This is a genomic window from Paraburkholderia sediminicola (assembly GCF_046026895.1).
Taxonomy (GTDB): Bacteria; Pseudomonadota; Gammaproteobacteria; order Burkholderiales; family Burkholderiaceae; genus Paraburkholderia; species Paraburkholderia sediminicola_C.
The window spans coordinates 1-22,249 of record NZ_JAQQEU010000061.1; the positions used below are offsets into that span (position 1 = coordinate 1).

At 65.0% G+C, this 22,249-nt stretch carries 23 protein-coding genes; 13 read left to right on the forward strand and 10 right to left on the reverse strand.

Annotated features, from left to right (window positions below):
- The coding region (locus PQR02_RS30030; RefSeq protein ID WP_408240158.1) for an MASE1 domain-containing protein at nt 1-1,057 on the reverse strand (1,057 nt) is incomplete at its 3' end.
- A gap of 391 nt (nt 1,058-1,448) precedes the next feature.
- On the opposite strand from PQR02_RS30030, the gene PQR02_RS30035 reads away from it, so the two are divergent.
- The 3 genes from PQR02_RS30035 to lra1 all read left to right on the forward strand — a co-directional run bounded on the left by PQR02_RS30035 (nt 1,449) and on the right by lra1 (nt 4,587).
- A complete protein-coding gene (locus PQR02_RS30035) occupies nt 1,449-2,201 on the forward strand; it encodes an SDR family NAD(P)-dependent oxidoreductase (RefSeq protein ID WP_408240162.1) in 753 nt (250 codons plus the stop codon).
- A gap of 307 nt (nt 2,202-2,508) precedes the next feature.
- The gene (gene rhmD, locus PQR02_RS30040) at nt 2,509-3,687 is read left to right on the forward strand and encodes an L-rhamnonate dehydratase (protein ID WP_408240165.1); all 1,179 of its coding nucleotides are present in this window, start codon (nt 2,509-2,511) and stop codon (nt 3,685-3,687) included.
- A gap of 117 nt (nt 3,688-3,804) precedes the next feature.
- A complete protein-coding gene (gene lra1 / locus PQR02_RS30045; RefSeq protein WP_408240168.1) occupies nt 3,805-4,587 on the forward strand; it encodes an L-rhamnose 1-dehydrogenase Lra1 in 783 nt (260 codons plus the stop codon).
- 15 nt (nt 4,588-4,602) lie between these two features.
- Here lra1 and PQR02_RS30050 read toward each other — a convergent pair whose 3' ends face one another.
- Nucleotides 4,603-5,610 (reverse strand): LysR family transcriptional regulator, encoded by a 1,008-nt coding sequence (locus PQR02_RS30050; protein ID WP_408240171.1) that lies wholly within the window; start codon nt 5,608-5,610, stop codon nt 4,603-4,605.
- Nucleotides 5,611-5,749: 139 nt separating this feature from the next.
- Here PQR02_RS30050 and rhaM point away from each other — a divergent pair, with 139 nt between their 5' ends.
- The 6 genes from rhaM to rhaS all read left to right on the forward strand — a co-directional run bounded on the left by rhaM (nt 5,750) and on the right by rhaS (nt 11,742).
- Nucleotides 5,750-6,073, forward strand: a complete 324-nt coding sequence (gene rhaM / locus PQR02_RS30055) for an L-rhamnose mutarotase (RefSeq protein WP_408240174.1) — start codon at nt 5,750-5,752, stop codon at nt 6,071-6,073.
- A gap of 35 nt (nt 6,074-6,108) precedes the next feature.
- On the forward strand, nt 6,109-7,002 hold the full coding sequence (locus PQR02_RS30060; RefSeq protein ID WP_408240177.1) for an amidohydrolase family protein: 894 nt from the start codon (nt 6,109-6,111) through the stop codon (nt 7,000-7,002).
- A 49-nt stretch (nt 7,003-7,051) separates the two neighbouring features.
- The gene (locus PQR02_RS30065) at nt 7,052-8,581 is read left to right on the forward strand and encodes a sugar ABC transporter ATP-binding protein (RefSeq protein WP_408240180.1); all 1,530 of its coding nucleotides are present in this window, start codon (nt 7,052-7,054) and stop codon (nt 8,579-8,581) included.
- The gene (locus PQR02_RS30070) at nt 8,578-9,636 is read left to right on the forward strand and encodes an ABC transporter permease (RefSeq protein ID WP_149669183.1); all 1,059 of its coding nucleotides are present in this window, start codon (nt 8,578-8,580) and stop codon (nt 9,634-9,636) included. The genes PQR02_RS30065 and PQR02_RS30070 overlap by 4 nt, the downstream gene beginning before the upstream one ends.
- The gene (locus PQR02_RS30075; protein ID WP_408240185.1) at nt 9,629-10,654 is read left to right on the forward strand and encodes an ABC transporter permease; all 1,026 of its coding nucleotides are present in this window, start codon (nt 9,629-9,631) and stop codon (nt 10,652-10,654) included. The genes PQR02_RS30070 and PQR02_RS30075 overlap by 8 nt, the downstream gene beginning before the upstream one ends.
- Nucleotides 10,655-10,731: 77 nt before the next feature.
- A complete protein-coding gene (rhaS, locus tag PQR02_RS30080) occupies nt 10,732-11,742 on the forward strand; it encodes a rhamnose ABC transporter substrate-binding protein (RefSeq protein WP_408240188.1) in 1,011 nt (336 codons plus the stop codon).
- Between the two features lie 108 nt (nt 11,743-11,850).
- Here the strand turns inward: rhaS and PQR02_RS30085 are convergent, their stop codons facing one another.
- The 3 genes from PQR02_RS30085 to PQR02_RS30095 all read right to left on the reverse strand — a co-directional run bounded on the left by PQR02_RS30085 (nt 11,851) and on the right by PQR02_RS30095 (nt 14,938).
- The gene (locus PQR02_RS30085; protein ID WP_408240191.1) at nt 11,851-13,008 is read right to left on the reverse strand and encodes a CmpA/NrtA family ABC transporter substrate-binding protein; all 1,158 of its coding nucleotides are present in this window, start codon (nt 13,006-13,008) and stop codon (nt 11,851-11,853) included.
- Nucleotides 13,009-13,018: 10 nt separating this feature from the next.
- Nucleotides 13,019-13,594: an ANTAR domain-containing response regulator gene (locus PQR02_RS30090; RefSeq protein WP_408240194.1), complete on the reverse strand. Its 576-nt coding sequence runs from the start codon at nt 13,592-13,594 to the stop codon at nt 13,019-13,021.
- 180 nt (nt 13,595-13,774) lie between these two features.
- Nucleotides 13,775-14,938, reverse strand: coding sequence for a cyanate transporter (locus PQR02_RS30095; RefSeq protein ID WP_408240267.1), 1,164 nt, complete (start codon nt 14,936-14,938; stop codon nt 13,775-13,777).
- A 538-nt stretch (nt 14,939-15,476) separates the two neighbouring features.
- Here PQR02_RS30095 and PQR02_RS30100 point away from each other — a divergent pair.
- Nucleotides 15,477-16,232: a GntR family transcriptional regulator gene (locus PQR02_RS30100; protein ID WP_408240197.1), complete on the forward strand. Its 756-nt coding sequence runs from the start codon at nt 15,477-15,479 to the stop codon at nt 16,230-16,232.
- A 384-nt stretch (nt 16,233-16,616) separates the two neighbouring features.
- On the opposite strand, the gene infA is transcribed toward PQR02_RS30100, so the two are convergent.
- The 3 genes from infA to PQR02_RS30115 form a co-directional block, all read right to left on the reverse strand.
- Complete coding sequence (gene infA, locus PQR02_RS30105; protein ID WP_149669189.1) at nt 16,617-16,892, reverse strand: translation initiation factor IF-1; 276 nt, start codon at nt 16,890-16,892, stop codon at nt 16,617-16,619.
- Nucleotides 16,893-17,026: 134 nt separating this feature from the next.
- Nucleotides 17,027-17,308: a DUF1349 domain-containing protein gene (locus tag PQR02_RS30110; RefSeq protein ID WP_149669190.1), complete on the reverse strand. Its 282-nt coding sequence runs from the start codon at nt 17,306-17,308 to the stop codon at nt 17,027-17,029.
- A 557-nt stretch (nt 17,309-17,865) separates the two neighbouring features.
- Nucleotides 17,866-18,084 (reverse strand): hypothetical protein, encoded by a 219-nt coding sequence (locus tag PQR02_RS30115; protein WP_408240201.1) that lies wholly within the window; start codon nt 18,082-18,084, stop codon nt 17,866-17,868.
- A 239-nt stretch (nt 18,085-18,323) separates the two neighbouring features.
- Here PQR02_RS30115 and PQR02_RS30120 point away from each other — a divergent pair, with 239 nt between their 5' ends.
- The 3 genes from PQR02_RS30120 to PQR02_RS30130 all read left to right on the forward strand — a co-directional run bounded on the left by PQR02_RS30120 (nt 18,324) and on the right by PQR02_RS30130 (nt 19,502).
- Nucleotides 18,324-18,968 carry a helix-turn-helix transcriptional regulator gene (locus tag PQR02_RS30120; RefSeq protein WP_408240204.1) on the forward strand — a complete coding sequence of 215 codons (645 nt, stop codon included), beginning with the start codon at nt 18,324-18,326 and terminating at the stop codon, nt 18,966-18,968.
- An 85-nt stretch (nt 18,969-19,053) separates the two neighbouring features.
- Nucleotides 19,054-19,245, forward strand: a complete 192-nt coding sequence (locus PQR02_RS30125) for a DUF1653 domain-containing protein (protein WP_408240270.1) — start codon at nt 19,054-19,056, stop codon at nt 19,243-19,245.
- Between the two features lie 62 nt (nt 19,246-19,307).
- Nucleotides 19,308-19,502: a YqaE/Pmp3 family membrane protein gene (locus PQR02_RS30130; RefSeq protein WP_408240207.1), complete on the forward strand. Its 195-nt coding sequence runs from the start codon at nt 19,308-19,310 to the stop codon at nt 19,500-19,502.
- Between the two features lie 58 nt (nt 19,503-19,560).
- On the opposite strand, the gene PQR02_RS30135 is transcribed toward PQR02_RS30130, so the two are convergent.
- Together PQR02_RS30135 and PQR02_RS30140 are read right to left on the reverse strand one after the other, a co-directional pair.
- Nucleotides 19,561-19,884, reverse strand: coding sequence for a 2Fe-2S iron-sulfur cluster-binding protein (locus PQR02_RS30135; RefSeq protein WP_408240210.1), 324 nt, complete (start codon nt 19,882-19,884; stop codon nt 19,561-19,563).
- 257 nt (nt 19,885-20,141) lie between these two features.
- A complete protein-coding gene (locus tag PQR02_RS30140; RefSeq protein ID WP_408240213.1) occupies nt 20,142-22,157 on the reverse strand; it encodes a sigma-54-dependent Fis family transcriptional regulator in 2,016 nt (671 codons plus the stop codon).
- Between the last annotated feature and the right edge of the window lie 92 nt (nt 22,158-22,249).

Consider the following 22,249-nt stretch of genomic DNA (forward strand, 5'->3'; position numbering starts at 1 on the left):
CCATGCGCTCCAACTGGCACCCAACCAGTTCGTGGGGTTCGTGTCCAAGGATATGTTTTACACGGGGGGAGACATACTGGAACTCGCCGTTCGAAGCCAGTTGAATGATGACCTCATCGGAGTGTTCAGCCAGCTGGCGAAATCTGCGATGACCGTCGATAACCAGTCCAACGAGCCGATTGCGTTGAACTTGCATCACCGTGATGGGAAGTGCGACGGACAGGGCGGCTAGCGTGAAGACCTGAAGCGCAAGGATACGTTGCTGCATATCGCTGAAGGGAGTCAACCAGAGCGGCCCCATTCCGCGCACGGTCAGTGGCACCGCAATGCTGATAAAAAGGAGGATGCCGAGAAGAACGGTCGAAAGTTCGGCGTGGAACGCCAGGAGAGCGAGCGGCGGAAGGGCCCAGTAAAGCACCGACTGGGTGGTCTGAACGAATATCAAGGCCGTGACGCATCCGACAAGCCCCAGAAGCGCCAGCGACTTTATCCGGTTGCCCGGTTCCAGCAGGCTGCGCCATTCACCCGTGACGATATTCAAGGTCACGGGCGTAAATATCATGAGGCCGAGCGACGCGGATATCACCCAGTTTGAAAATGAAGAAAACGGGTGGGTGGTAAAGACGCCCTGGAGCAGCAATACCGCAGCCAATCCGGAAATCAACGGTGCAAGCGCGCCTGCTGCGAACACAAATCGAAGAAATGTCTTCGGGTTGATCAGTTCCTTTGAAGAACTGACCCACGGCAAAAGCCACGCTGCCGCACACACCTGGACCATCCCGCCGGCGGTGAACGAAAGCGATACGTAAAGGCTTTCGTCCCCTAACAAGTTTGCGGCAAGATTGCCAATTACCCCGCCTGCAAGGATGAACGGCTTGCTGCGACGAGGGACCGCCATCAGGTGTCCGAGCAGGTAGCCGTCCGCTATCCATACAGCAACGATTTCGCCCGCCATGGTTTTGAGCTGGCCACTGACAACAACGAGGCAAAAAGATGCGATGGTCGCAACGACCAGATGATAGAGGCGACGGTCTGCTTCTACCGAGGACGGAGTCATTGCCCGTTCTGTTGCAGGCGAACGTGTAGAAGCCGAAAACCGTCCTTCTCCCATTTTCCACCTATCTTGTGTTTCGACGTGGCCGCGCGGTATGGTCGCGCGGGCGGTCGCTCAAGCTTTCTATGTCAATTGGTTATCGGCGGATGGGTCGTAATCTGAAGGGAGGGGGCGGCCGCTTGAGTCGCCACCCGTTGCTGCAGCGACGGCAAGTCAGGCGAGGGATTGGTGACCGCATGCCCCCACCGTCGATCCGCTTTTGTTATCGCCTCCTCCAATACTCGAATTGTTGACGCATCGCGCCGCCCGTATATTTGCTGAACGGTCAGCACGGACAGCAGCGAAACAACAACATACAGGCAAGCCCTCAAGGGCGGCCCACAGGAGCACAGCGATGAACAAAATCGATCTGGAGGGGCGCGTCGTCGCCATCACCGGCGGCGCGCGCGGCATCGGCTACGCGGTGGCGCAGCGGGCGCTGAACTCGGGCGCGTCGGTCGCGTTGTGGGACGTCGACGGCGAACGCCTCGCGCGCAGCCAGCGCGAACTCGGCGAGTTGGGCAAGGTCACCGCCATCACGGTCGAGTTGACCGAGGAAGCCGCGGTTGCCGAAGCCGTCGCGCAAACCGTCGCCGAGCATGGCGCGCTCGACGTGCTGATCAATGGCGCCGGCATCACCGGCGGCAACGGCGCGACGTGGGAACTGGCGCCCGACGTCTGGCGCCGCGTGATCGACGTGAATCTGATCGGCCCTTATCTCACCTGCCGCGCGGTCGTGCCGCAAATGCTCAAGCAGGGCTACGGCCGGATCGTCAATATCGCATCGGTGGCGGGTAAGGAGGGCAACCCGAACGCATCGCACTATAGTGCGTCGAAGGCGGGCCTGATCGGCTTGACCAAGTCGCTCGGCAAAGAGCTGGCGACCAAAAACATTCTGGTCAACGCAGTCACCCCGGCCGCAGCCAAAACCGAAATCTTCGATTCGATGTCGCAACAGCACATCGACTACATGCTCTCGAAGATTCCGATGAACCGCTTCCTGCTGCCGGAAGAAGCGGCGTCGCTGATCCTGTGGCTGTCGTCCGAGGACTGCGCGTTCAGCACCGGCTCGGTGTTCGACCTTTCTGGTGGTCGCGCGACTTACTGAACGCCTGGCGCCGTCCGGGCGGCACCGACGCAACACCCCACAGAACAAAAGCGCGGAGCCGCCAAGCGCGTGCTCTGCGAAGGAGACGATATGGACCCGCACGCGTGCGTTTCACGTCAGAGGTTCGACAGCATCGCAGCGCGCCGCAAGCGCGCGCGTCCCGTGGCGAACGAAGCGCTCACGCCGACGAAGGACAAGCAGCCGCGCCGCTGCCCGCCCTTGCGCGTCTTCCCGGAACTTACTGCATCGCGCCTGCCAGGCGCATTGTCGACTGCGCGTTCGACACATCCCTAACGGAGCTCCTTTCATGGCCATGCCTACTATCCGGCACGTGCGTGCCTTCATCGTTCGAGGCGGCGGCGCGGATTATCACGATCAGCCCGGCGGACATTGGATCGACGATCACATCGCGACGCCGATGGCGCGCTATCCCGAGTATCGCCAGAGCCGCCAGTCGTTCGGCATCAACGTGCTCGGCACGCTGGTGGTGGAGATCGAGGCGAGCGACGGCACGGTCGGCTTCGCGGTGACGACGGGCGGTGAAATTGGCGCGTTCATCGTCGAGAAACATCTCGCGCGCTTTCTCGAAGGTCAGCTCGTCACAGACATCGAGAAGATGTGGGATCAGATGTACTTCGCGACGCTGTACTACGGGCGCAAAGGCGTGGTGCTGAATACGATCTCGGGCGTCGATCTGGCGTTGTGGGATCTGCTCGCGAAAGTGCGCAAGGAGCCGGTGTATCAGTTACTGGGCGGCCCGGTGCGCGACGAACTTGTGTTCTACGCGACCGGCGCGCGGCCCGATCTGGCCAAGGAGATGGGCTTCATCGGCGGCAAGCTGCCGTTGCAGCATGGTCCCGCGGAAGGTGAAGAGGGTCTGCGGCAGAACCTGGAGAAGCTCGCCGACATGCGCGGGCGCGTCGGCGACGACTTCTGGCTGATGTACGACTGCTGGATGAGCCTCGACGTGCGCTACGCGACGCGGCTCGCGCAGGGGGCGCACGAATACGGCCTGAAATGGATCGAAGAGTGTCTGCCGCCCGACGACTACTGGGGTTACGCCGAACTGCGCCGCAACGTGCCGCGCGGCATGATGGTGTCCACCGGCGAGCACGAGGCGACGCGCTGGGGCTTTCGTATGCTGCTGGAGATGCAGTGCTGCGATCTGATCCAGCCGGACGTGGGCTGGTGCGGCGGCATCACCGAGCTGATCAAGATCTCCGCGCTTGCCGATGCGCACAATGTGATGGTGGTGCCGCATGGGTCGTCGGTGTACAGCTATCACTTCGTCGTCACGCGGCACAACTCGCCGTTCTCCGAGTTTCTGATGATGGCGCCCAAGGCCGACGAAGTCGTGCCGATGTTTACACCGCTTCTGCTCGACGAGCCGGTGCCCGTCAATGGACGGATGAAGGTGCCCGACACGCCGGGGTTCGGCGTGCGGTTGAATCCGGAGTGTGCGTTGGTTCGGCCCTATCCGCGTTGATCGTGCGTTGCTTCATGCGGCCTCGCGCCGAGCCGGCTCCGCGCGAGGCCGCCTTCGATCACGCGCACCAGAGCGACTACCGCTTGCAGTATTGATGACCCAGCAAAGGAGAATGACGTGCTGCTCAAGGACAAGGTCGTGATCGTCACCGGCGGCTCGCGCGGCATCGGCCGCGCGATAGCCGTCGCATGCGCCGCCGAAGGCGCAGACGTGGCGATCAACTACTGGGGCGATAACGACGCATCCTATGGACGCCGCTCCGCCGTCGCGGAAGTGGTCGGCGAAATCGAGGCGCTGGGGCGGCGCGCAATCGCGGTGGAAGGCAACGTCGCCGCGCGCGACACGGGGCAGGCGCTGGTGCGCCGCACCGTCGAAGCGTTCGGCAAAGTCGACGTGCTCGCCAGCAATGCCGGCATCTGCCCGTTCCACGCGTTTCTCGACATGCCGCCCGACGTGCTGGAGTCGACGGTGGCGGTCAATCTGAACGGTGCGTTCTACGTCACCCAAGCCGCCGCGCAGCAGATGAAGAAGCAGGGCACGGGCGGCGCGATCGTCGCGACGAGTTCGATCAGCGCGTTAGTCGGCGGCGGCATGCAGACGCACTACACGCCGACCAAGGCGGGCGTGCATTCGCTGATGCAGTCGTGCGCGATCGCATTAGGGCCGTACGGCATTCGCTGCAATTCGGTGATGCCCGGCACGATCGCGACCGACCTGAACGCGCAAGACCTCGCCGACGAAACGAAGAAAGCCTACTTCGAGAAGCGCATTCCGCTTGGCCGCCTGGGCCGCCCGGAAGATGTCGCCGATTGCGTGGTGTTCCTCGCGTCGGACCGCGCGCGCTATGTGACAGGCGCCGCGTTGCTGGTGGACGGCGGCCTGTTCGTCAATCTGCAATAACGGGCGATGCCGATGTCAATGCACGGGAGCCGGCACGCTCAGCGAATCCGCCGCGGACGAAGCGCCGAGCGCGGCGTCGTCGCGAGCGAGCTTGCGCGAGAACCCGCGCAGCAGCTCGATGAAGCGCAGCGCCGGTTCGGCGAGCGCTTCTTCCTTGCGCGTGAGAATGCCGAAGCCGGCAAGGCTCTTGCCGATCTCCAGCGGCAGCGCGACCAGCAGCTTGCCGCGCACGTGATCGCGCACCACCGACTCGGGCAGCATCGCGACCGCGTCGTAGTTCTCGAGCAACTGCAGGGTCGCGAAGATCGACGCGCACTCGGTCAGGTTCACCGGCGTCGCGAGTCCCGCACGCGCGAGTTCTTCCTCGAACAGCACGCGCGCTGGACTGGTGACGGGCTGCGCGACCCACGGCCAGTCGACCAGTTCGGGCAACGTGATGCGCGTGCGCTGCGCGAGCGGATGCACCGAACGCACGACCAGCAGCAGGGTTTCGCGCGCGAGCGGTTCGAAACTGAAGTCGTTGTGTTGCAGCGGACTGGTCAGTCGGCCGAGCGCCAGATCCACTTCGCGGCGATGCAGCAACTGGACGACCTGGTCGCTGGTTTCGCCGAGAATGCGCACGTTGAGCAACGGGCTTTCGGTTTTCAGCGCGGCCACCGACATGGCCAGCAGATCGGGCGCGGCGCCCATGATCGCGCCGACGGTCAGTTGCCCGTGACCGCCGCGCCGTTTCACATCGAGGTCTTCGGCGAAACGGGTCAACTCGGCCAGCGCGCGCCGCGCATAAGCCAGCGTGACGACACCGAGCGGCGTGGGCGTCATGCCGCGCGCGTTGCGCTCGAACAGCAGGAAGCCGAACGCTTCTTCGATATCGCCGAGCATGCGGCTCGCGCTCGGCTGGGCGACGTTGACGGCGTCGGCGGCTTGATGGAGATTGCGCGTGTCGTCGAGCGCGACGAGCAGCGCGAGATGCTTGAACTTGAGCCGGTTGACGAGTGCGACGGCAGCGGAGTATTGGCTCATGGTCCGGGTGCGATTCGGTTTGTGGATCGCCCAATCCCAACATCGGATCGAGATGCTATCGACGCAGGAATTATAGTCGCATCAGACGCTTCTACGCTGCGCAAAGAAGGCGCCCGAATACGACGGGAGACAGGCCGCAATGGAAACAATCGCTTTCCGCATGGTGCTCAACCCCGGCATGCGCGAGGAATACGAACGACGTCACACGCAGATCTGGCCCGAACTGGTTGACGCATTGCACAACGCGGGTGTGCGTGAGTACCGGATCTTCTTCGACCCGGACTCGAACTATCTTTTTGCCGTGCTGACGCGCACGCGCCATCACACCATGGATCAGTTGCCGCAAGTCGACGTGATGCGCAAATGGTGGGATTACATGGCCGACATCATGCGGACGGCGCCGGATCATGCGCCGCTTCAGCAATCGCTCGAACCGGTCTTTCATTTGAATTCGCTGAGCTGACCTCGTAGTGACCTTCACTGGACGGAGTGTGCTGCATGCAGGTTGTCGATTCGCATATCCATCTGTGGGATCTGAAGACGCATCGCTATCCGTGGCTGGACAATCCGGGCGTGTCGTTCGTGGGCGACGCGCGCGATCTGAAGCACGACTACCTGCTCGACGATCTGCTGCGCGAAGCCGGCGACATCGACGTGCTGAAACTGGTGCACGTGGAAGCGAATCACGATCCCGCCGTTCCGGTCGAAGAAACGCGCTGGCTGCAGTCGATTGCGGATCGCAAGGAATCGCACGGGATGCCGGATGCGATCGTCGCCGCCGTCGATCTGTCCGCGCCGAATGCGCCCGCCGTGCTCGAAGCGCACGCGTCGTTCGCCAATACGCGCGGCATCCGGCAGATCCTGAATGTGCATGAGAACCGGCTATTCGACTACGTCGGCCGGCACTTCATGCGCGAGCCGCAATGGCGCGAACACTTCGCGCTGCTGCGCCGCTACGACATGTCGTTCGATCTGCAACTGTACCCGTCACAGATGGAGGAAGCCGCCGCGCTCGCGCGCGCTCATGGCGACACGCAGTTCATCGTCAACCATGCGGGCATGTTCGTGGACCGCAGCAGCGTCGCCGGGTATCGCGCGTGGCGCGACGGGATGCGCCTGCTCGCGGATTGCAGGAACGTCGCGGTGAAGATCAGCGGACTCGCGATGTTCGATCATCGCTGGACCGTCGAAAGCCTGCGGCCTTATGTGCTCGAAACGATCGACGCGTTCGGCGTCGAGCGCGCGATGTTCGCGTCGAATTTTCCGGTCGACCGGCTGTTCGGTTCTTATACGGACCTGTGGCATGCGTATGCGTCGATCGTCGATGGCGCGAGCGTCGCCGAAAAGGAAGCGCTGTTTCGCCGTAACGCGGAACGCTGCTATCGCATCTGAGGCCGCCGACGCCCCCCGAACGCGAACAAGGAAAGTAGGAGACAAGGCAGTGCAGCAATCCAGATCCGCAACGCCCAGGCTCGAACTGCGGCACGCGAGTAAATCATTCGGCCGCGTACGTGCGTTGTCCGACGGCGATCTCGCGCTGTGGCCGGGCGAAGTGCATGCGCTGCTCGGCGAGAACGGCGCAGGCAAGTCGACGCTCGTGAAGATTCTCGCCGGCGTGCATCAGCCGGACGCCGGTGAATTGCTGGTGGACGGCGCGCCGCGCCGTTTCGCGACGCCCGCCGAAGCGCGCGACGCCGGGCTCGCGGTCATCTATCAGGAACCCACGCTGTTCTTCGATCTGTCGATCGCGGAAAACATTTTCATGGGGCGGCAGCCGGTCGACCGGATCGGCCGCATTCAATACGACGCGATGCGCCGCGAAGTGGACGGCCTGCTGGCTTCGCTCGGCGTCGACCTGCGCGCGGATCAACTGGTGCGCGGTTTGTCGATTGCCGATCAACAGGTGATCGAAATCGCCAAAGCGCTGTCCTTGAACGCCAACGTGCTGATCATGGACGAACCGACCGCTGCGCTGTCGCTGCCCGAAGTGGAGCGGCTCTTCGCGATCGTGCGCAAGCTACGCGAGCGCGACGTCGCGATCCTGTTCATCACGCACCGGCTCGACGAAGTATTCACGCTGACACAACGCGTGACGATCATGCGCGACGGCGCGAAAGTGTTCGACGGGCTGACCGCTGATCTCACCACCGAGTCGATCGTCGCGAAGATGGTCGGCCGCGATCTGGAGACGTTCTATCCGAAGGCCGACCTTCCGCCAGGCGAAGTGCGGCTCTCGGTGCGCGGCCTCACGCGCGTGGGCGTATTCAAGGACATTTCCTTCGACGTGCGCGCCGGTGAAATCGTCGCGCTGGCCGGCCTCGTCGGCGCGGGGCGCAGTGAAGTCGCGCGGGCGATCTTCGGCATCGATCCGCTCGATGCGGGCGAAGTCTGGCTCGGCGGCGCGCGTCTGACGACGGGCCGGCCCGCCGCCGCGGTGCGCGCCGGCCTCGCGCTGGTCCCGGAAGACCGGCGCCAGCAGGGGCTCGCGCTGGAACTGAGCATCGCCCGCAACGCCTCGATGACGGTGCTCGGACGGCTCGTCAGGCACGGCCTGATCTCGACGCGCAGCGAGACGCAACTCGCCACTGAGTGGGGCACACGTCTGCGTCTGAAAGCGGTCGATCCCAGTGCGCCGGTCGGCACGTTGTCGGGCGGCAACCAGCAGAAGGTCGTGCTCGGCAAGTGGCTCGCCACGGGTCCGAAGGTGCTGATCATCGACGAACCGACGCGCGGCATCGACGTCGGCGCGAAGGCCGAGGTGTATCGCGCGTTGGCCGAGCTGGTGAGCGAAGGCATGGCCGTGCTGATGATTTCGAGCGAATTGCCGGAAGTGCTCGGCATGGCCGACCGCGTGCTGGTGATGCACGAGGGACGTATCAGCGCGGATATAGCGCGCGCCGACGCCGACGAAGAGCGCATCATGGGCGCCGCGCTCGGTCAACCGCTTCCACCGTTGGGACACGCCGCATGATGCGCCATTCCTCGACTCATCCCGCACCGGTTCAACCGCCGCTGCCCAAGCGCTCCGCCAGCACGCCGGGCGGTTTCGCCGCGAGCATCGCGAAGAGCCGCGAGACCACGCTCTTCGTCGTGCTGATTCTGTTGATCGTCGGCACGGGGCTGGCGAAACCGCAGTTTCTGAATCTGCAGAATCTGCGCGACGTGCTGCTGAACGTGTCGATCATCAGCTTGCTGACGGCCGGCATGACGGTGGTGATCCTGATGCGGCATATCGATCTGTCGGTCGGCTCGACGGTCGGCATCAGCGCGTATGCGGTCGGCAGCCTGTATGTCGCGTTTCCGCATATGCCGGTGCTCGTCGCGCTGGCGGCCGGGCTCGTCATCGGGCTCGTGGCGGGCGGCATCAACGCGCTGCTGGTCGCGGTGGGGCGCGTGCCGTCGCTGGTGGCGACGCTGTCCACGCTGTACATCTTTCGCGGCGCGGATTACGCGTGGGTGCACGGCGGCCAGATCAACGCGACCAGTCTGCCCGACGCGTATTCGCGGCTCGCGACCGGCACGCTGCTCGGCATTCCGAACCTTGCGCTGATCGCGCTCGTCGTGCTGGTCGGCCTCGCGGTATATCTGAAGCAGTTTCGCGGCGGCCGCGAGCATTACGCGATCGGCTCGAATCCGGAGGCGGCACGCCTCGCTGGCGTGAACGTCGAGCGGCGTGTGATGTCGGGCTTTCTGTTGTCGGGCGCGATTGCCGGTTTCGCGGGCGCGTTGTGGCTGGCCCGTTTCGGCACCGTGGACGCTAGCACCGCGAAGGGCATCGAATTGCAGGTGGTCGCGGCGGCGGTGGTCGGCAGTGTCGCGATCACGGGGGGCGTCGGCACGATTCTCGGCGCCACGCTCGGCGCGCTGGTGCTCGGCGTGATCAGCATCGCGCTGGTGGTGCTGCATGTGTCGCCGTTCTGGGAGCAGGCGATCGAAGGCGCGCTGATCGTCGCCGCGATCACCGCCGATACCTTGCTGGCCCGCTCCGTCGCCAAACGCATGATGAGGAAACGCGATCATGGCTAAACCCGATTCCGCGCTGCTGACGCGCACACGCGAAACCCCGTTGCAATGGGAAGTGCTGCTGGTGATCGTGCTGATTCTGTCGCTCGGGCTGGGACGCTGGCTGTCGCCGGTGTTTCTCACCGGCGCGAACCTGAGCAATGTGCTGGCCGATCTGACCGAGATCGCGTTGATGGCGCTGCCGATGACCTTGATCATCGTCGCCGCCGAAATCGATCTGTCGGTCGCGTCGGTGCTCGGCGCGTCGAGCGCGTTGATGGGCGTGCTATGGCATATGGGCTTGCCGATGCCGGTCGTGATCGTCCTCGTGCTGATTGCCGGCGCGCTGGCCGGGCTGCTGAACGGGCTCGTGATCGTCAAGCTCAACCTGCCTTCGCTCGCGGTGACGATCGGCACGCTGGCGCTGTTTCGCGGCCTCGCGTATGTGTTGCTCGGCGACCAGGCGGTGGCCGATTTCCCGGCCGGCTATACGGCGTTCGGCATGGACACGCTCGGCGCCAGTTTCATTCCGTTGCCGTTCGTGATCGTGATCGTCGGCGCGGTGCTGTTCACCGTGCTGCTGCAGTCCACCGCGTTCGGCCGCAGCCTGTACGCGATCGGCGCGAATCCGACCGCCGCGGCGTTCTCCGGCATCGAAGTGGCAAAGATCAGGCTGCGCCTGTTCGTGCTGTCCGGCGTGATGAGCGCGCTGGCGGGCATTGTCTACACGCTGCGCTTCACCAGTGCGCGCGGTGATAACGGCGAAGGCTTCGAGCTGTCGGTGATCGCGGCGGTGCTGTTCGGCGGCGTGAGCATCTTCGGCGGGCGCGGTTCGATGATCGGCGTGCTGCTGTCGCTGCTGATCATCGGCGTGCTGAAAAACGCGTTGACGCTCGACGACGTGTCCAGCGAAACGCTGACCGTCGTCACCGGCGTGCTGCTGCTGGCCTCGGTGCTGATCCCGAATCTGGTCGCCCGGTGGCGCGCGGCGCGTGACCGGCGTTTCATCGCGAAGTCCGCTTCTTCTTTAACGTCGTCTTAAAGCTGCCAGTAAAGAGAAAGTCCAACAACCGATAACCCGGACACCACCACGTCCAACAACAAGTCAGGAGACTCTTCATGTTCAAACCTCTTCTACGTCACACCGGCACCGCCGCGCTTTGCGCCGCCTTGCTCGCGCTCAGTTGCGCGGTGTCCGCCGCGGACCTGAAAAGCGGCCTGAAGATCGCATTCATTCCGAAGCAGATCAACAACCCGTATGAAGTGATCGCCGACGACGGCGGCATGGCCGCGATCAAGGAATTCGGCGGCGTGGGCAAGGTGGTGGGACCGTCGGACGCGGGTGCGTCGTCACAGGTGCAGTACATCAACACGCTGATCACGCAGCACCAGGACGCGATCGTGATCGCCGCCAACGACGCGAATGCGGTGGTGCCGTATCTGAAGAAAGCGATGGGGCAAGGCATCAAGGTCGTGACCTTCGACTCCGACACGGCGCCCGAGGGCCGCCAGCTGTTCGTAAATCAGGCGAACGCGGAAGGCATCGGCCGTGGCCAGGTGCAGCTGGTGTCGAAGCTGATGGGCGGCGAGGGCGAGTTCGCGGTGCTGTCGGCCACGCCGAACGCGACCAATCAGAACACGTGGATCAAGTGGATGCAGGAGGAGTTGAAGAAGCCGGAGTATTCGAAGATCAAGCTCGTGAAAATCGCCTACGGCAACGATGACGATCAGAAATCCTTCGTCGAAACGCAGGGATTGTTGCAGGCGTATCCGAATCTGAAGGCGATCGTCGCGCCGACCACGGTCGGCATTGCCGCGGCCGCGCGCTATATCTCGTCGTCGTCGAGCAAGGGCAAGGTCGCCGTGACCGGCCTGGGCACGCCGAACCAGATGCGCGCGTTCGTGAAGAACGGCACCGTGACCGCGTTCCAGTTGTGGGACCCGAACCAGCTCGGTTACCTGGCGGCTTATGCGGCGGCGGCGTTGTCTTCGGGCAAGATCAGCGGCAAGGAAGGCGAATCGTTCGATGCCGGCAAGCTCGGCAAGCGCACGATCGGGCCGCAAGGCGAAATCATTCTCGGACCGCCGACCACCTTCGACGCGAGCAATATCGACAACTTCAACTTCTAGCCGGGCGGCCATGAGGTCCGCGCGGCTCGCGCGGACCTAACGGCGGTAGCGGGTCGGTGAACCAGGCGCGCGGGCCGCAGCGACCACCCGCGCGCCTTGCTTCATCCGCTAGCGGCGAATCGGAAAGCGCCGCGCATACGCGGCCGATGCCGTGCCACTCCCCCACACCTCGCCGTCGATCAGAACCCGCGTCACGTCCTCGCCGGGCACCGCGACGTTCACGCGCGCGGCCGCTTCCCGATACAACTGCGTCTGGTTGATCCGCGCCGCGATCTGCGCGTAGTCGGGGCGCGCGTCGATCATCCCCCAGCGCTCGAACTGCGTGAGAAACCAGGCGCCTTCGAACGGATGCGGATAGGTGGCCGCGCCGTCGTCGAAAAACCGCACGGGCGGGATGCCTGACGCGACGGCCGCAACGCCGGCAGCGCCGCCGAGCCGCGCGGCAATCGCCGCTTCATCGATGCCAATGTAGTCGGGCCGCGCGAGCCAGCGCGCGATCTCCTCACGATGTCCCGCGCCGTCCAGCCAGCGGCACGCTTCGAGCATCGTCTGCACGAGCGCGCGCGTCGCATGCGGATTCGCGTCGACAAAATCGCGCCGGCACGCGAGCACTTTCTCGGGATGTTCGGGCCATACTTCGCTCGTATAAGCCACCGTTCTGCCGACGCCTTGCGCTTCAGCCAGCGCATTCCACGGCTCGCCGACACACAGCCCGTCGAGCTTGTCCTCGGCGAGCGCGGCGACCATTTGCGGCGGCGGAATCACGACGCTCTCGATATCGCGCAACGGATCGACACCTTGCGACGCGAGCCAATAGTACAGCCACATCGCATGCGTGCCGGTGGGGAAGGTCTGCGCGAACACGGGCTTGCGGCCGAGCGTCGCCAGCGCCTTGGGCAGGCTGCCGTGTTCGGCGAGCGCGTCGGCGAGACGGTTCGACAGCGTGACCGCCTGGCCGTTGCGGTTGAGCACCATCAGCACGGCCATGTCGGTTCGCGGACCGCCGAGGCCGAGCTGCACGCCGTAGACGAGCCCATACAGCGCGTGTGCCGCGTCGAGATCGCCCGACAACAGCTTGTCGCGCACGGCGGCCCATGACGGCTGGCGCTGGAGTTCCAGCGTCAGCCCATGCGCGTGGCCGAATTCGAGCAGCTTCGCGGCGACGAGCGGCGCGGCGTCGGACAGCGCCACGAAGCCCAGCCGCACATGGGTCTTTTCGAGCCGGCCGGCTGGGGAAGATGCGGCGATGGAGGCGGAAGTATTCATGAGCGGCGCTTCATTTGTGCGTGTCGGCCGACGCGACGACCGCGCGCGCGACTTCGGCGAGTTTGACGCCCTGGTTCATCGCGCGTTTGCGCAGCAGGGCGTAGGCGGCGTGTTCGGTGATTTTCTGCTGATCCATCAGCAGGCGTTTGGCGCGATCGATCAGCTTGCGTTCGGCAAGCTCGTTCTCGACCTGCGCGAGGCGTTCGCGTAACTGCGATTCCTGCGCAAAGCGCGCGAGGGCGACTTCGAGGATCGGCGCGAGCCGCTGCGTCGCGAGGCCTTCGACCAGATAGGCTGTGACGCCGGCATTCACCGCGTCGCGGATCAACTGCTGGTTGGCGTCGTGACTGAACATCAGCACCGGCCGGGGCGCGGTCGCGTTCATCACCGCGAGCTGTTCGAGCGTATCGCGCGACGGCGACTCGGTGTCGATGATGATCACGTCGGGCCGCTCGTTCTGCACCGCGCGATGCAGCGCCTGCGGCGTCGCGGTGCCGGCCAGCATTTCGCAGCCAAGCAGGGCGAGCGCATCGCGCAGATCGCCGATGGGCTTGTCGGTATCGGTTACGAGGAGAACACGCAGCATGAGGTGGGGTTTTATCGACGGCTGACTATGATTAAGGCAACACATATGCCAAGAGAGCCCCTTCGCCCGTTACCGTAAGCAATCACGGACTTACCCGCGGTCCTGCTCGCGCCGCTGCACCCGCTCGGGGCACGCGAACCCGATGCACCGAAGCGGCGCATGCTCGCGCAGCTCAACCCGTCAGCGCCACTCGCGGTAGCCGCGCGGCGAAAACAGCTGGGTCAGCGCCATCATCGCGGCGACGCAGCAGGCCAGCATGATCCACGCGGCCCCGAAGCCGCCGCTCCAGGCGCGCACGAGACCGGCGACGACAGGCGCGATCGCCGCCACGACAAAACCGACACCCTGCGTGAACGCGACCAGCTTGCCGGCCACGAGGTGATCGGCCGAGTGGTCCATCGCGGTCACGAGCGTGAGCGAAAAGGTGCCGCCCAGGCCTGCGCCCGCCACGCCGATCCATACGAGCGGCAGCGTGTCGGGCCGGATGATCAAGCCCAGTAGTCCGAACAATTGCGCCGACAGACCCAGCATCAGCCAGGGCCGGCGGTCCCGGAACGACGCCGCGGCCAGCGGCAGAAGCAAGGCGGACGCGGCCTGAAAGACCGTCATTGCCGCCAGCAGCGAGCCGCTTGCCGCGACGCTCGCGCCGCGCTGCTGATAGAACGCCGGCAGCCACGCGACGAGGCTCGTATAACCGCCGTTGACGATGCCGAAGTAGAGCCCGAGCGTCCACGCGCGCGGCGTGCTCCATGGCGAAAACGCCGCTGCATGCGGCGGCGCGGTATGTACTGCGATGCGCTGCGAACGCTGGCGATTCAAAGCCCGCCAGCCGAGCAGAGCGATGCCGGCAGGCACCGCCCAGACCGCGAGGCCCGCATGCCATGACTGGGTCGCGCGGCTCACCCACGGGCTCAAGCTCGCGCCGAGTCCGCCGCCGCCCATGATGGAGGCCGAGAACACGCCCATCGCCAGTGGCACGCGCGCGTGAAAGCGCTGCTTGATGACGGCGGGCAACAGCGCCTGGATCGCCGCGACGCCCGCGCCGGCCAGGATCGCCGTCGCGAGCAGCGCGGCCCCGCTCGCTGCCGCCCATCTCGCCGCGCAGGCCAGCGCGATCGCCAGCAGGCCGAGCGCGACGCCCCGCGTTTCGCCGATGCAGCGGGTCAGCACGCCCGCGCCGAACGCGCCGATGCCCATCGCGACGACCGGCACGCTGGTCAGCAACGCAGCGCCGTAGAAGCTCAGGCCGGTGGCGTCGCGAATCGTCGTCATCAGCGGACTGATCGAGGTCAGCAGCGGGCGCAGGTTGATACCGATCACGACGATCGCGCCGAGCCACACGATGTCGTGCCCGTCAGCACGGCGGCGTGATTGAGGTGGTCGATAGGAGTAGGGGCGGCGCTGGCGCTGGAGTGCGAATTCACGATGAACCTGGCTACGGAAGATGAGCGCCGCGCCGAACGACACACTCAGCACGCGGCGGCGAAAACCCTGCGCGCGAGTGGCGGCGGGCTTGTCAATGAACGGGCCTGCGGACGCGCACTGTGGGGATCACTGAGCGGCAAAGTGACAGTGCGAGCCCGGTTTTTGTCAACTATATTACCATAAAATGGTTAACCATTTTTCTGATGTCGGGTATAGCGAGTGGCATAGGCGCAGGGTGCCGGCTAGTGGGAGAGGTTCAGCTGGAGTGGTCCACGCCTCTCGCTCTGGAAGATTGCGAAGGCTGCGCTCCGGGAGGTGTGGGTGCCCCGCGCTGATCCATGTTCTGGCGCCGCGCAGTGCCGGGCGAACTTGCAACCTGATTGTTTTCCGCGCGCGCGGGCCGCTCGCCGCGGCTAGAATGCCGGTCGAGATCGCTTTGTTCCCGGTTACTGTATTCATGGCTCCACGCTCCCGACGGTCCTCATCCGCCGACACCCAAACCGCAGCCGCCACGCACGCGCCCGTGCGCAGCGCCGCCGATTCGCTCAGCGTCGAAGAGCGCGTTTACGCGTCGATTACCACGGCATTGCTGCAAGGGCGTCTGCGGCCCGGCGCGCAGCTGGTCGAGCGGGATCTCGCGGCCGCGTTCGGCTGCACGCGCGGAGCACTGCGCAAGGTGCTGGCCCGGCTTGGCTTCGAGGGCAAGCTGGTGCTCGAAGCGAATCGCGGTGCGTTCGTGCCATCGCCATCGGAAGAGGACATTCGGCAGGTGTACCGGGCGCGGCAGATCGTCGAGGCGGGGATCGTCGCGGCGTTGTGCGGGGCGTTGAGCGCTGCGCACAAGCGCCGCTTGCGCGCGCATGTGCGCAGCGAAGAGAAGGCGCTGCGCGCGGGCGCCATCGACGAATCCGTGCGTCTCGCGGGCCAGTTCCACGTGCTGCTGACGGAGCTGGCGGGCGGCACCGAACTGCTCGGACTGGTCGGGCAACTGGTCGCGAAGACCGAGTTGTACAAGGCGCTATTCGATCCGTCGAAGGGCTCGGCCTGTTCCGCCGACGAGCACACGCACATCATCGACGCGCTCGATGCGGGCGACCTGCCAGCGGCATTGATGGCGATGCGCGAGCATCTGTCGGAACTGGAAGAGCGGGTAGTCGAACAGATGCGCAGAAGCGCCGCCGGAGAGGATCTCGGAGCGGTGTTCGGGCTGTAGGAAGAAGCGGCGATGTGGGGCCGCGAATGGCGTGCCGTGCTGAAGCGGCGGACATCGCCGCGTGCGGGAAAACGCTGAAGCCAGCCAGACGGCTGGTCGCGAGCGAGATGCGGCGTGCCAGCGCGTTGCGCTCGCCACCACCCGCGATGCGGCCGCAGACAACGACAACCCGTCCACGGCACGCGTGATGCTCCAGCGGCGCCGTGGCGCGCCGCCGTGCAGGCCTGAGAATCAATGAATCGGCGAATCAGGCCGGAGAAGGGGCGCGAAAGACTTCAAGTGCGACTCGATCGAGACGGGCCGCGCCGGGCCACACCGCCTGTAACCATGGCGGTTACGGCGGCACAACTGTGCTGCGCCGCGGACTCAGCATGCCGTCAGGCCTTAACGGCGACGGAATTGCGAGTTGCTGCGAGCAGCACCGCCACCGCTGGCGCGCTCGTCTTTGTGACGGAAGTTGATCCGGCCTTTGGTCAGATCGTAGACCGACAGTTCCAGCGTCACGCGGTCGCCCGCGAGAATACGGATGTGATTCTTGCGCATGCGCCCGGACGCGTAAGCGCCAACCACGACGCCGTTGTCGAGCGTCACGCGGTAACGGCTGTCCGGAAGTACTTCGTCGACGATACCGTCAAGTTCAAGCAGTTCTTCTTTCGCCATGCATAACTCCTGGTCGATGGGATAACGGGGTGCTGGTCGCTGGCGAGGCCGGGCGGCGCAGCATCGAATTTGGTTGACAGCGGGTTCGCACCCGCTGTGGTTGCGGCATCAGCGCCATGCGCTGATAGTACCGCTCAAAGATCGGCGACGGACTGGCCATCCACGTGGCCGTCGATCAGTTGCTCGGCATGGGCCATGCACGCAATGCGCGCCTTGCCCGTGCCGTCGAACGGAAACAGGTACTGCAGACGGAACACCCGGCCGTCGGCCGCCGCGTCGGCGCCGACACGGCAGATGCGCACCGACGCGTCGTAGCCCGCGTCCGGATTGCGGCTCGTCTGACCGTCCGCCGGGCGGCGCGGATAAACGAGCGGGTGAATCTCAAAACCCTTGTACGTCTTGACAGCTGATTTCATGAGGCACGTGTCCTGTATTACGTGGCCGACATGTCACGCGTGTTACGCGCGGCAAGACGGCCGGCGGCGCTGCACCCAAGGGGCGCGCCGCCACGGAAAAAGTTGGCACAGGCCCGATGGCAAGGGCTTGAGCGCGGCCGCGCAAAGTCGCGGATTCGATGGAGAAGAAACACGCTGAAGTCGCGCAGACATCGGGCGCGTAAAGCTGAACCACTCAGCAGTACAACTCGCGACGGCGAATGCATGCGGCGCATTGCCGGAGTGACGGGATCGCCGACGGGCGGCGGTCGAACAGTCGGGGGTGGTGCGGAGATGCCGGTTTGGGACTGCCCGGTGTTGCCGGTGCTACGAATGCGGAATGCAGCTATTCCAATATGATGCACTAAATGGGCCTGATTGGATAGCAAAAACTTCCGCGCGCGGGTACATCGCCCAGCCGGCGGGGCTTTGCGGGTGTTGAACCGTCGCTTGCGGCGCGCTGCGCATGAGCGGCGGAGCGGGTGCCACGCGTCGCACGGCGCCGATGCCGGCGTCGATTGGCCGGGCGCAAGCGTGCTTCAGCGCGAGGTTTCCGCGACGCGCGTGTGCAACTCGCGCGTCGCGGCGAGCGGAATGCGCGCCTCATCCCAGCCGGCGAGCCATTCGACTTCCTTCGACGTGAAGATCTGCCCGTGATTGCGCAGCGCGTACTGCAGCGAATCGATGATGTGGTTGCGGATGATCTCCGGCGTGCCTTTGTCGTCGAGCACGGCGCGGAACGCTTCGAGTGTGGCCATCTGCTGCTCCGTGAACGGGTAGATTCGTTTATCGCACGAAAAAAATCGCGTCGCCAGGCGGACAAAAATGGTTGAGGCGGCGGCGGGTGATTCAACGGTGCGGCGCGGTGGTCGCGATGGCCGGGCAGGGTGGCTACAATGGCGAGTTGCCGCGTATGCCCTTGTGCCGGCATCGGCGCTTCTGCCGCGCTTCGCGTGTGCGAGGCCGGCGCTGCATCCTTCGAACACTGCGACTCCCAATGCGCAACACAAACGTGTCTCTTGTGAAAGACCTGCTGCTGGAGCGTTACGCTCCGATCGCCGACGGCATCGCGACACTGCTCTACCCGTGCGCCGAGGTGGTGATTCACGACCTGCGCAGCCAGACCATCGCGTACCTCGTGAACAATCTGTCGAAGCTCGAAGTCGGCGGGCCGTCGGTCCTCGACGAAGTGCACTATGCGGCGCGCGGCCGGACCATCGGCCCCTACGAGAAGCTGAACTGGGACGGCCGGCGCATGCGCTGCGTGAGCAACATCCTGTTCGACGATGACGGCAAGCCGGCCGGCATGCTGTGCATCAACTTCAATATCGCGGTGTTCGAGGACGTGCGCTCGACGCTCGATCTGTTCATCAAGGGCGGCACGCTCACGGATGCGCCCGCTGAAGACCTGTTCCGCGACGACTGGCAGGATCGCATCAACACGTATCTGCACACGTGGCTGCGCGAGCGGCAGATCGGCATCAATGCGCTCACGCGTGAACACAAGCGGGAAATCGTCGAGGCATTGCATGCGCAGGGCGCGTTTCGCGGCCGTAGCTCCGCGAACTACGTGGCCGCCGTGCTGACGATGGGGCGCGCCACCGTCTACAAGATCCTGAAGCAGATAAAAGAGGGCGGCTGACGCACCGCGGGATGCCGCTTCGGTGCCCATTCAAACACCGCCGTGCCGAAACGCCGCGGTTTTCAATCATTCGACGAGGACGGACCTGGTGCGCTACCGGCACTACAGAGACGGCATTTACGAACTGATTTGCGAAGCGACGCTGGAGTCCGATCCGACGATCACGATGATCGTCTACAAAGCCAGCAATGGTACGATCTGGACGCGTCCCGCTTCGGTGTTTTTCGAGCTCGTCGCACAGGAAGGCATCAAGGTGCCGCGCTTCGCACCGATCTAACCAGGCGCGCTTGCTCATTGCGGGGCGAGCACACCGCCATGCAACACAAACAGGAAATCTGAATGCGTTTATTGCTTGCCATCATTCTGCCGTGGCTTCAGTTCTTCACGATCGGCCGTCCGATTGCGGGCATCATCTGCCTGATATTGCAGATTACGCTGATCGGCTGGATTCCGGCCGCGATCTGGTCGGTGTATGCGCTGAGCCAGTACAACACCGACAAGAAAATCGCCCGCGCAATGGGCAACGGGCGTTAAGCCCCGTGTGAGACAAGTGGCGCACTGTGCAACACGGCGCGCTTCATCTCCTCTTATTTCAGCGCGTCGACGCCGGCGTCTGCGGCAATTCGATTGCATCCGGCGCTTCGATCACCACGTCGGTTTGCGCTATCGCCACGCACGGCAGGATATAGCCTGCCACTTTTTCTTCCCGGCTGAGACCCGGCCACTCGATCGTGTAGCGCACCTGGCCGGCGATCATTTTGCAGAGGCACGTGCGGCACGTGCCATTGCGGCACGAGCGCGGCAGACGCAGATTCGCGAAGCCGGCGGCTTCGAGGATGGTCAGCGAATCGGGCGCTTCGAAGCTTTGGCCGAGCGGCTCGATGCGAACGACAGGCGGGCGGGTTGGATCGGACATCGTGTGAATGCGTGGCTGGGTGCGCGACACTTTACACGCGATGGGCGGGGGCGGCATTCATCGGCCGGAGGCCGGCTGATGGTGCGAGGCCGGTTCGAGGTCGAGCGCTTGTGCCAGTTGCGTTGCCCGCAGCGTGAGGGTCGGGGCGTGGAGAGGCCGCATGGCGTCCGGTGCGCCAGTGCCGAACGCCGAACGCTGAACGCCTGGTATCAAGCATCACGCCCGGTCACCCCCCGCACCACCATTCACAGCCCCGCTCAATGCGTGGTCCCGCCGCGCCGCAAATATCGATACACCGTATTGCGCGCCAGCCCCAACTCCCGCGCTGCCGCCGACACATTGCCATCGAGCCGCGCGAGCGTCTGCGCGATCAGCGCGGTCTGCCAATCTTCCATCCGTGCCGACGCGTGTTGCGCAGACGCTCGCGCCGCGCCGCGTCCGTCGTCATCGCTACCTGAGACGCCTAGGACGCCTGGGACGCCTGGGACGGCGGCGACAGCGGCTCGCACGCCCCCCTCAACCGCCACCTCCACGCAATCCTGCAAAAAGTCGTCCGGCAAATCTTCCAGTTCGATCTGCTCCGCGCCTTCGGCCATGATGCTAGCGGTGCGCAGCACGTTCGCCAGTTGCCGCAGATTGCCCGGCCAGCGGCACTGGGTGAACCGCTCCAGCACGGCGTCGGAAACGCGCCGCGGCAAGCGCTCGCCCTCCGGCTGCAAGGCCAGCATGCGCGCGACCAGCGCGGCGAGATCGGTACGCTCGCGCAACGCCGGCAAGGTCACGACGAGTCCGTTGATCCGGTAATACAGGTCTTCGCGGAAGGTGCCCGCGTCGATCATCTCGCGCAGGTTGCGGTGAGTCGCACACACGATCCGCAGATCGACCGGAATCGCCCGTGTGCCGCCGAGCGGCACGACGGTGCGCTCCTGCAGCACGCGCATCAAACGCACCTGCTGCGCGAGCGGCATATCACCGATTTCGTCGAGGAACAGCGTGCCGCCGTCGGCCTGCACGATCTTGCCGACGCTGCCGCGTTTTTTCGCTCCGGTGAACGCGCCGTCCTCGTAACCGAACAGTTCCGCTTCGATCAGCGTGTCGGGCAACGACGCGCAATTGAGCGCAATGAACGGCGCGGCCCGCCGCGGCGAATCGTGATGGATCGCGCGCGCGAGCCACTCCTTGCCGGTGCCGGTTTTGCCGAGCACGAGAATCGGAATATCGCGGCCCCGCAGTTTGGCGACGCGCCGCAAGATCGCGGCGACTTGCGCGTCGCCGGTGTCGAGCGTTTCGAGCGTGGCCGGCGGCGCCGGGTCGGCCGCGCGCGCCGTGTGACGCGCACCGCCCGCGAGCGGCGCACGCGCCATGCCGCCCACGTCCTCCCGCGGCGCGACATAGCGCGGCGCCGCAAATTCACCGCGCGCGACCACCCGCACGCCGCTGCGCAGCGTCAGCAGAATGCTTTCGCCAGGCGCGCGGGCGATCTGCTGCAACAGGCTCGCGAAGGCGCAGCCGAACAGCGCGTCGAACGGTTGCCGTTGCAGCTCGGCGAGCGGCTGGCCGAACTGGAACAGCGCGCTGCGGTTCGCCGACAGAAACGTGCCGTCCGGCGCGAACGCCGCCAGCCCTTCGAACAGCGTGCCGATGAATTCCGCGCGCGCGTGAAAGTGCACGCGGATCGCGTCGGCGAATTGATTGGAGAACAGATGATTCTCGATCATCTGCGCCGACATCCTGACGAGCGCCAGCGTGTGCTTGTGAAAGCCGCGCGTGTCGCCGCTCACGTCGAGCGCGCCGATGGTGCGCCCGAACGGGTCCGCAATCGGCGCGCACGAGCAGGTGAGGATCCGGTTGGCGTGCAGGAAGTGCTCGTCCGCGTGGACGACGGTGGGCTGTCGGTCGACGAGCGCGGTGCCGATCGCATTGGTGCCGCGATCCGCTTCGGCCCACGACACCCCCGGGCACAACGCGACGCGATTGGCTTTTTCGACGAAGTCGCTGTCGCCGAGACTGTGCAGGATCACGCCGCGCTGGTCGGTGAGCAGCACCATGCTTTGCGTGTCGATGATCTGCGCGTGCAGCGTCTCCATGACGGGCAGCGCATGCGTATACAGCGATTGATTGCGCTCGACCAGCTCACGCAGCGCGGCCTCACGCAGTGGCTGAAAGTCCGGAGCTTCCGACGCCCGCAAGCCGATTTCGAGCGAGCGCGCGTGAGCTTGCGCAATGACATCGGGCCGGCCGATGCTGGCCGGCGTAACAGGACGACGGGTCAAGGCATGTCTCCGGTGATCGGACGCGCGGCGGGTGCGTGGCCCGCCGTTCGATGCCGCAGCGCACCATGCGCGCCCGCGGCCGAACACCGATC

Coding starts and splice junctions, on each gene's coding strand:
- PQR02_RS30035 (WP_408240162.1), top strand. CDS start 1,449: ATGAACAAAATCGATCTGGAGGGGCGCGTCGTCGCCATCACCGGCGGC.
- rhmD (WP_408240165.1), top strand. CDS start 2,509: ATGGCCATGCCTACTATCCGGCACGTGCGTGCCTTCATCGTTCGAGGC.
- PQR02_RS30050 (WP_408240171.1), bottom strand. CDS start 5,610: ATGAGCCAATACTCCGCTGCCGTCGCACTCGTCAACCGGCTCAAGTTC.
- rhaM (WP_408240174.1), top strand. CDS start 5,750: ATGGAAACAATCGCTTTCCGCATGGTGCTCAACCCCGGCATGCGCGAG.
- PQR02_RS30060 (WP_408240177.1), top strand. CDS start 6,109: ATGCAGGTTGTCGATTCGCATATCCATCTGTGGGATCTGAAGACGCAT.
- PQR02_RS30070 (WP_149669183.1), top strand. CDS start 8,578: ATGATGCGCCATTCCTCGACTCATCCCGCACCGGTTCAACCGCCGCTG.
- PQR02_RS30075 (WP_408240185.1), top strand. CDS start 9,629: ATGGCTAAACCCGATTCCGCGCTGCTGACGCGCACACGCGAAACCCCG.
- rhaS (WP_408240188.1), top strand. CDS start 10,732: ATGTTCAAACCTCTTCTACGTCACACCGGCACCGCCGCGCTTTGCGCC.
- PQR02_RS30085 (WP_408240191.1), bottom strand. CDS start 13,008: ATGAATACTTCCGCCTCCATCGCCGCATCTTCCCCAGCCGGCCGGCTC.
- PQR02_RS30090 (WP_408240194.1), bottom strand. CDS start 13,594: ATGCTGCGTGTTCTCCTCGTAACCGATACCGACAAGCCCATCGGCGAT.
- PQR02_RS30100 (WP_408240197.1), top strand. CDS start 15,477: ATGGCTCCACGCTCCCGACGGTCCTCATCCGCCGACACCCAAACCGCA.
- infA (WP_149669189.1), bottom strand. CDS start 16,892: ATGGCGAAAGAAGAACTGCTTGAACTTGACGGTATCGTCGACGAAGTA.
- PQR02_RS30110 (WP_149669190.1), bottom strand. CDS start 17,308: ATGAAATCAGCTGTCAAGACGTACAAGGGTTTTGAGATTCACCCGCTC.
- PQR02_RS30115 (WP_408240201.1), bottom strand. CDS start 18,084: ATGGCCACACTCGAAGCGTTCCGCGCCGTGCTCGACGACAAAGGCACG.
- PQR02_RS30120 (WP_408240204.1), top strand. CDS start 18,324: ATGCGCAACACAAACGTGTCTCTTGTGAAAGACCTGCTGCTGGAGCGT.
- PQR02_RS30130 (WP_408240207.1), top strand. CDS start 19,308: ATGCGTTTATTGCTTGCCATCATTCTGCCGTGGCTTCAGTTCTTCACG.
- PQR02_RS30135 (WP_408240210.1), bottom strand. CDS start 19,884: ATGTCCGATCCAACCCGCCCGCCTGTCGTTCGCATCGAGCCGCTCGGC.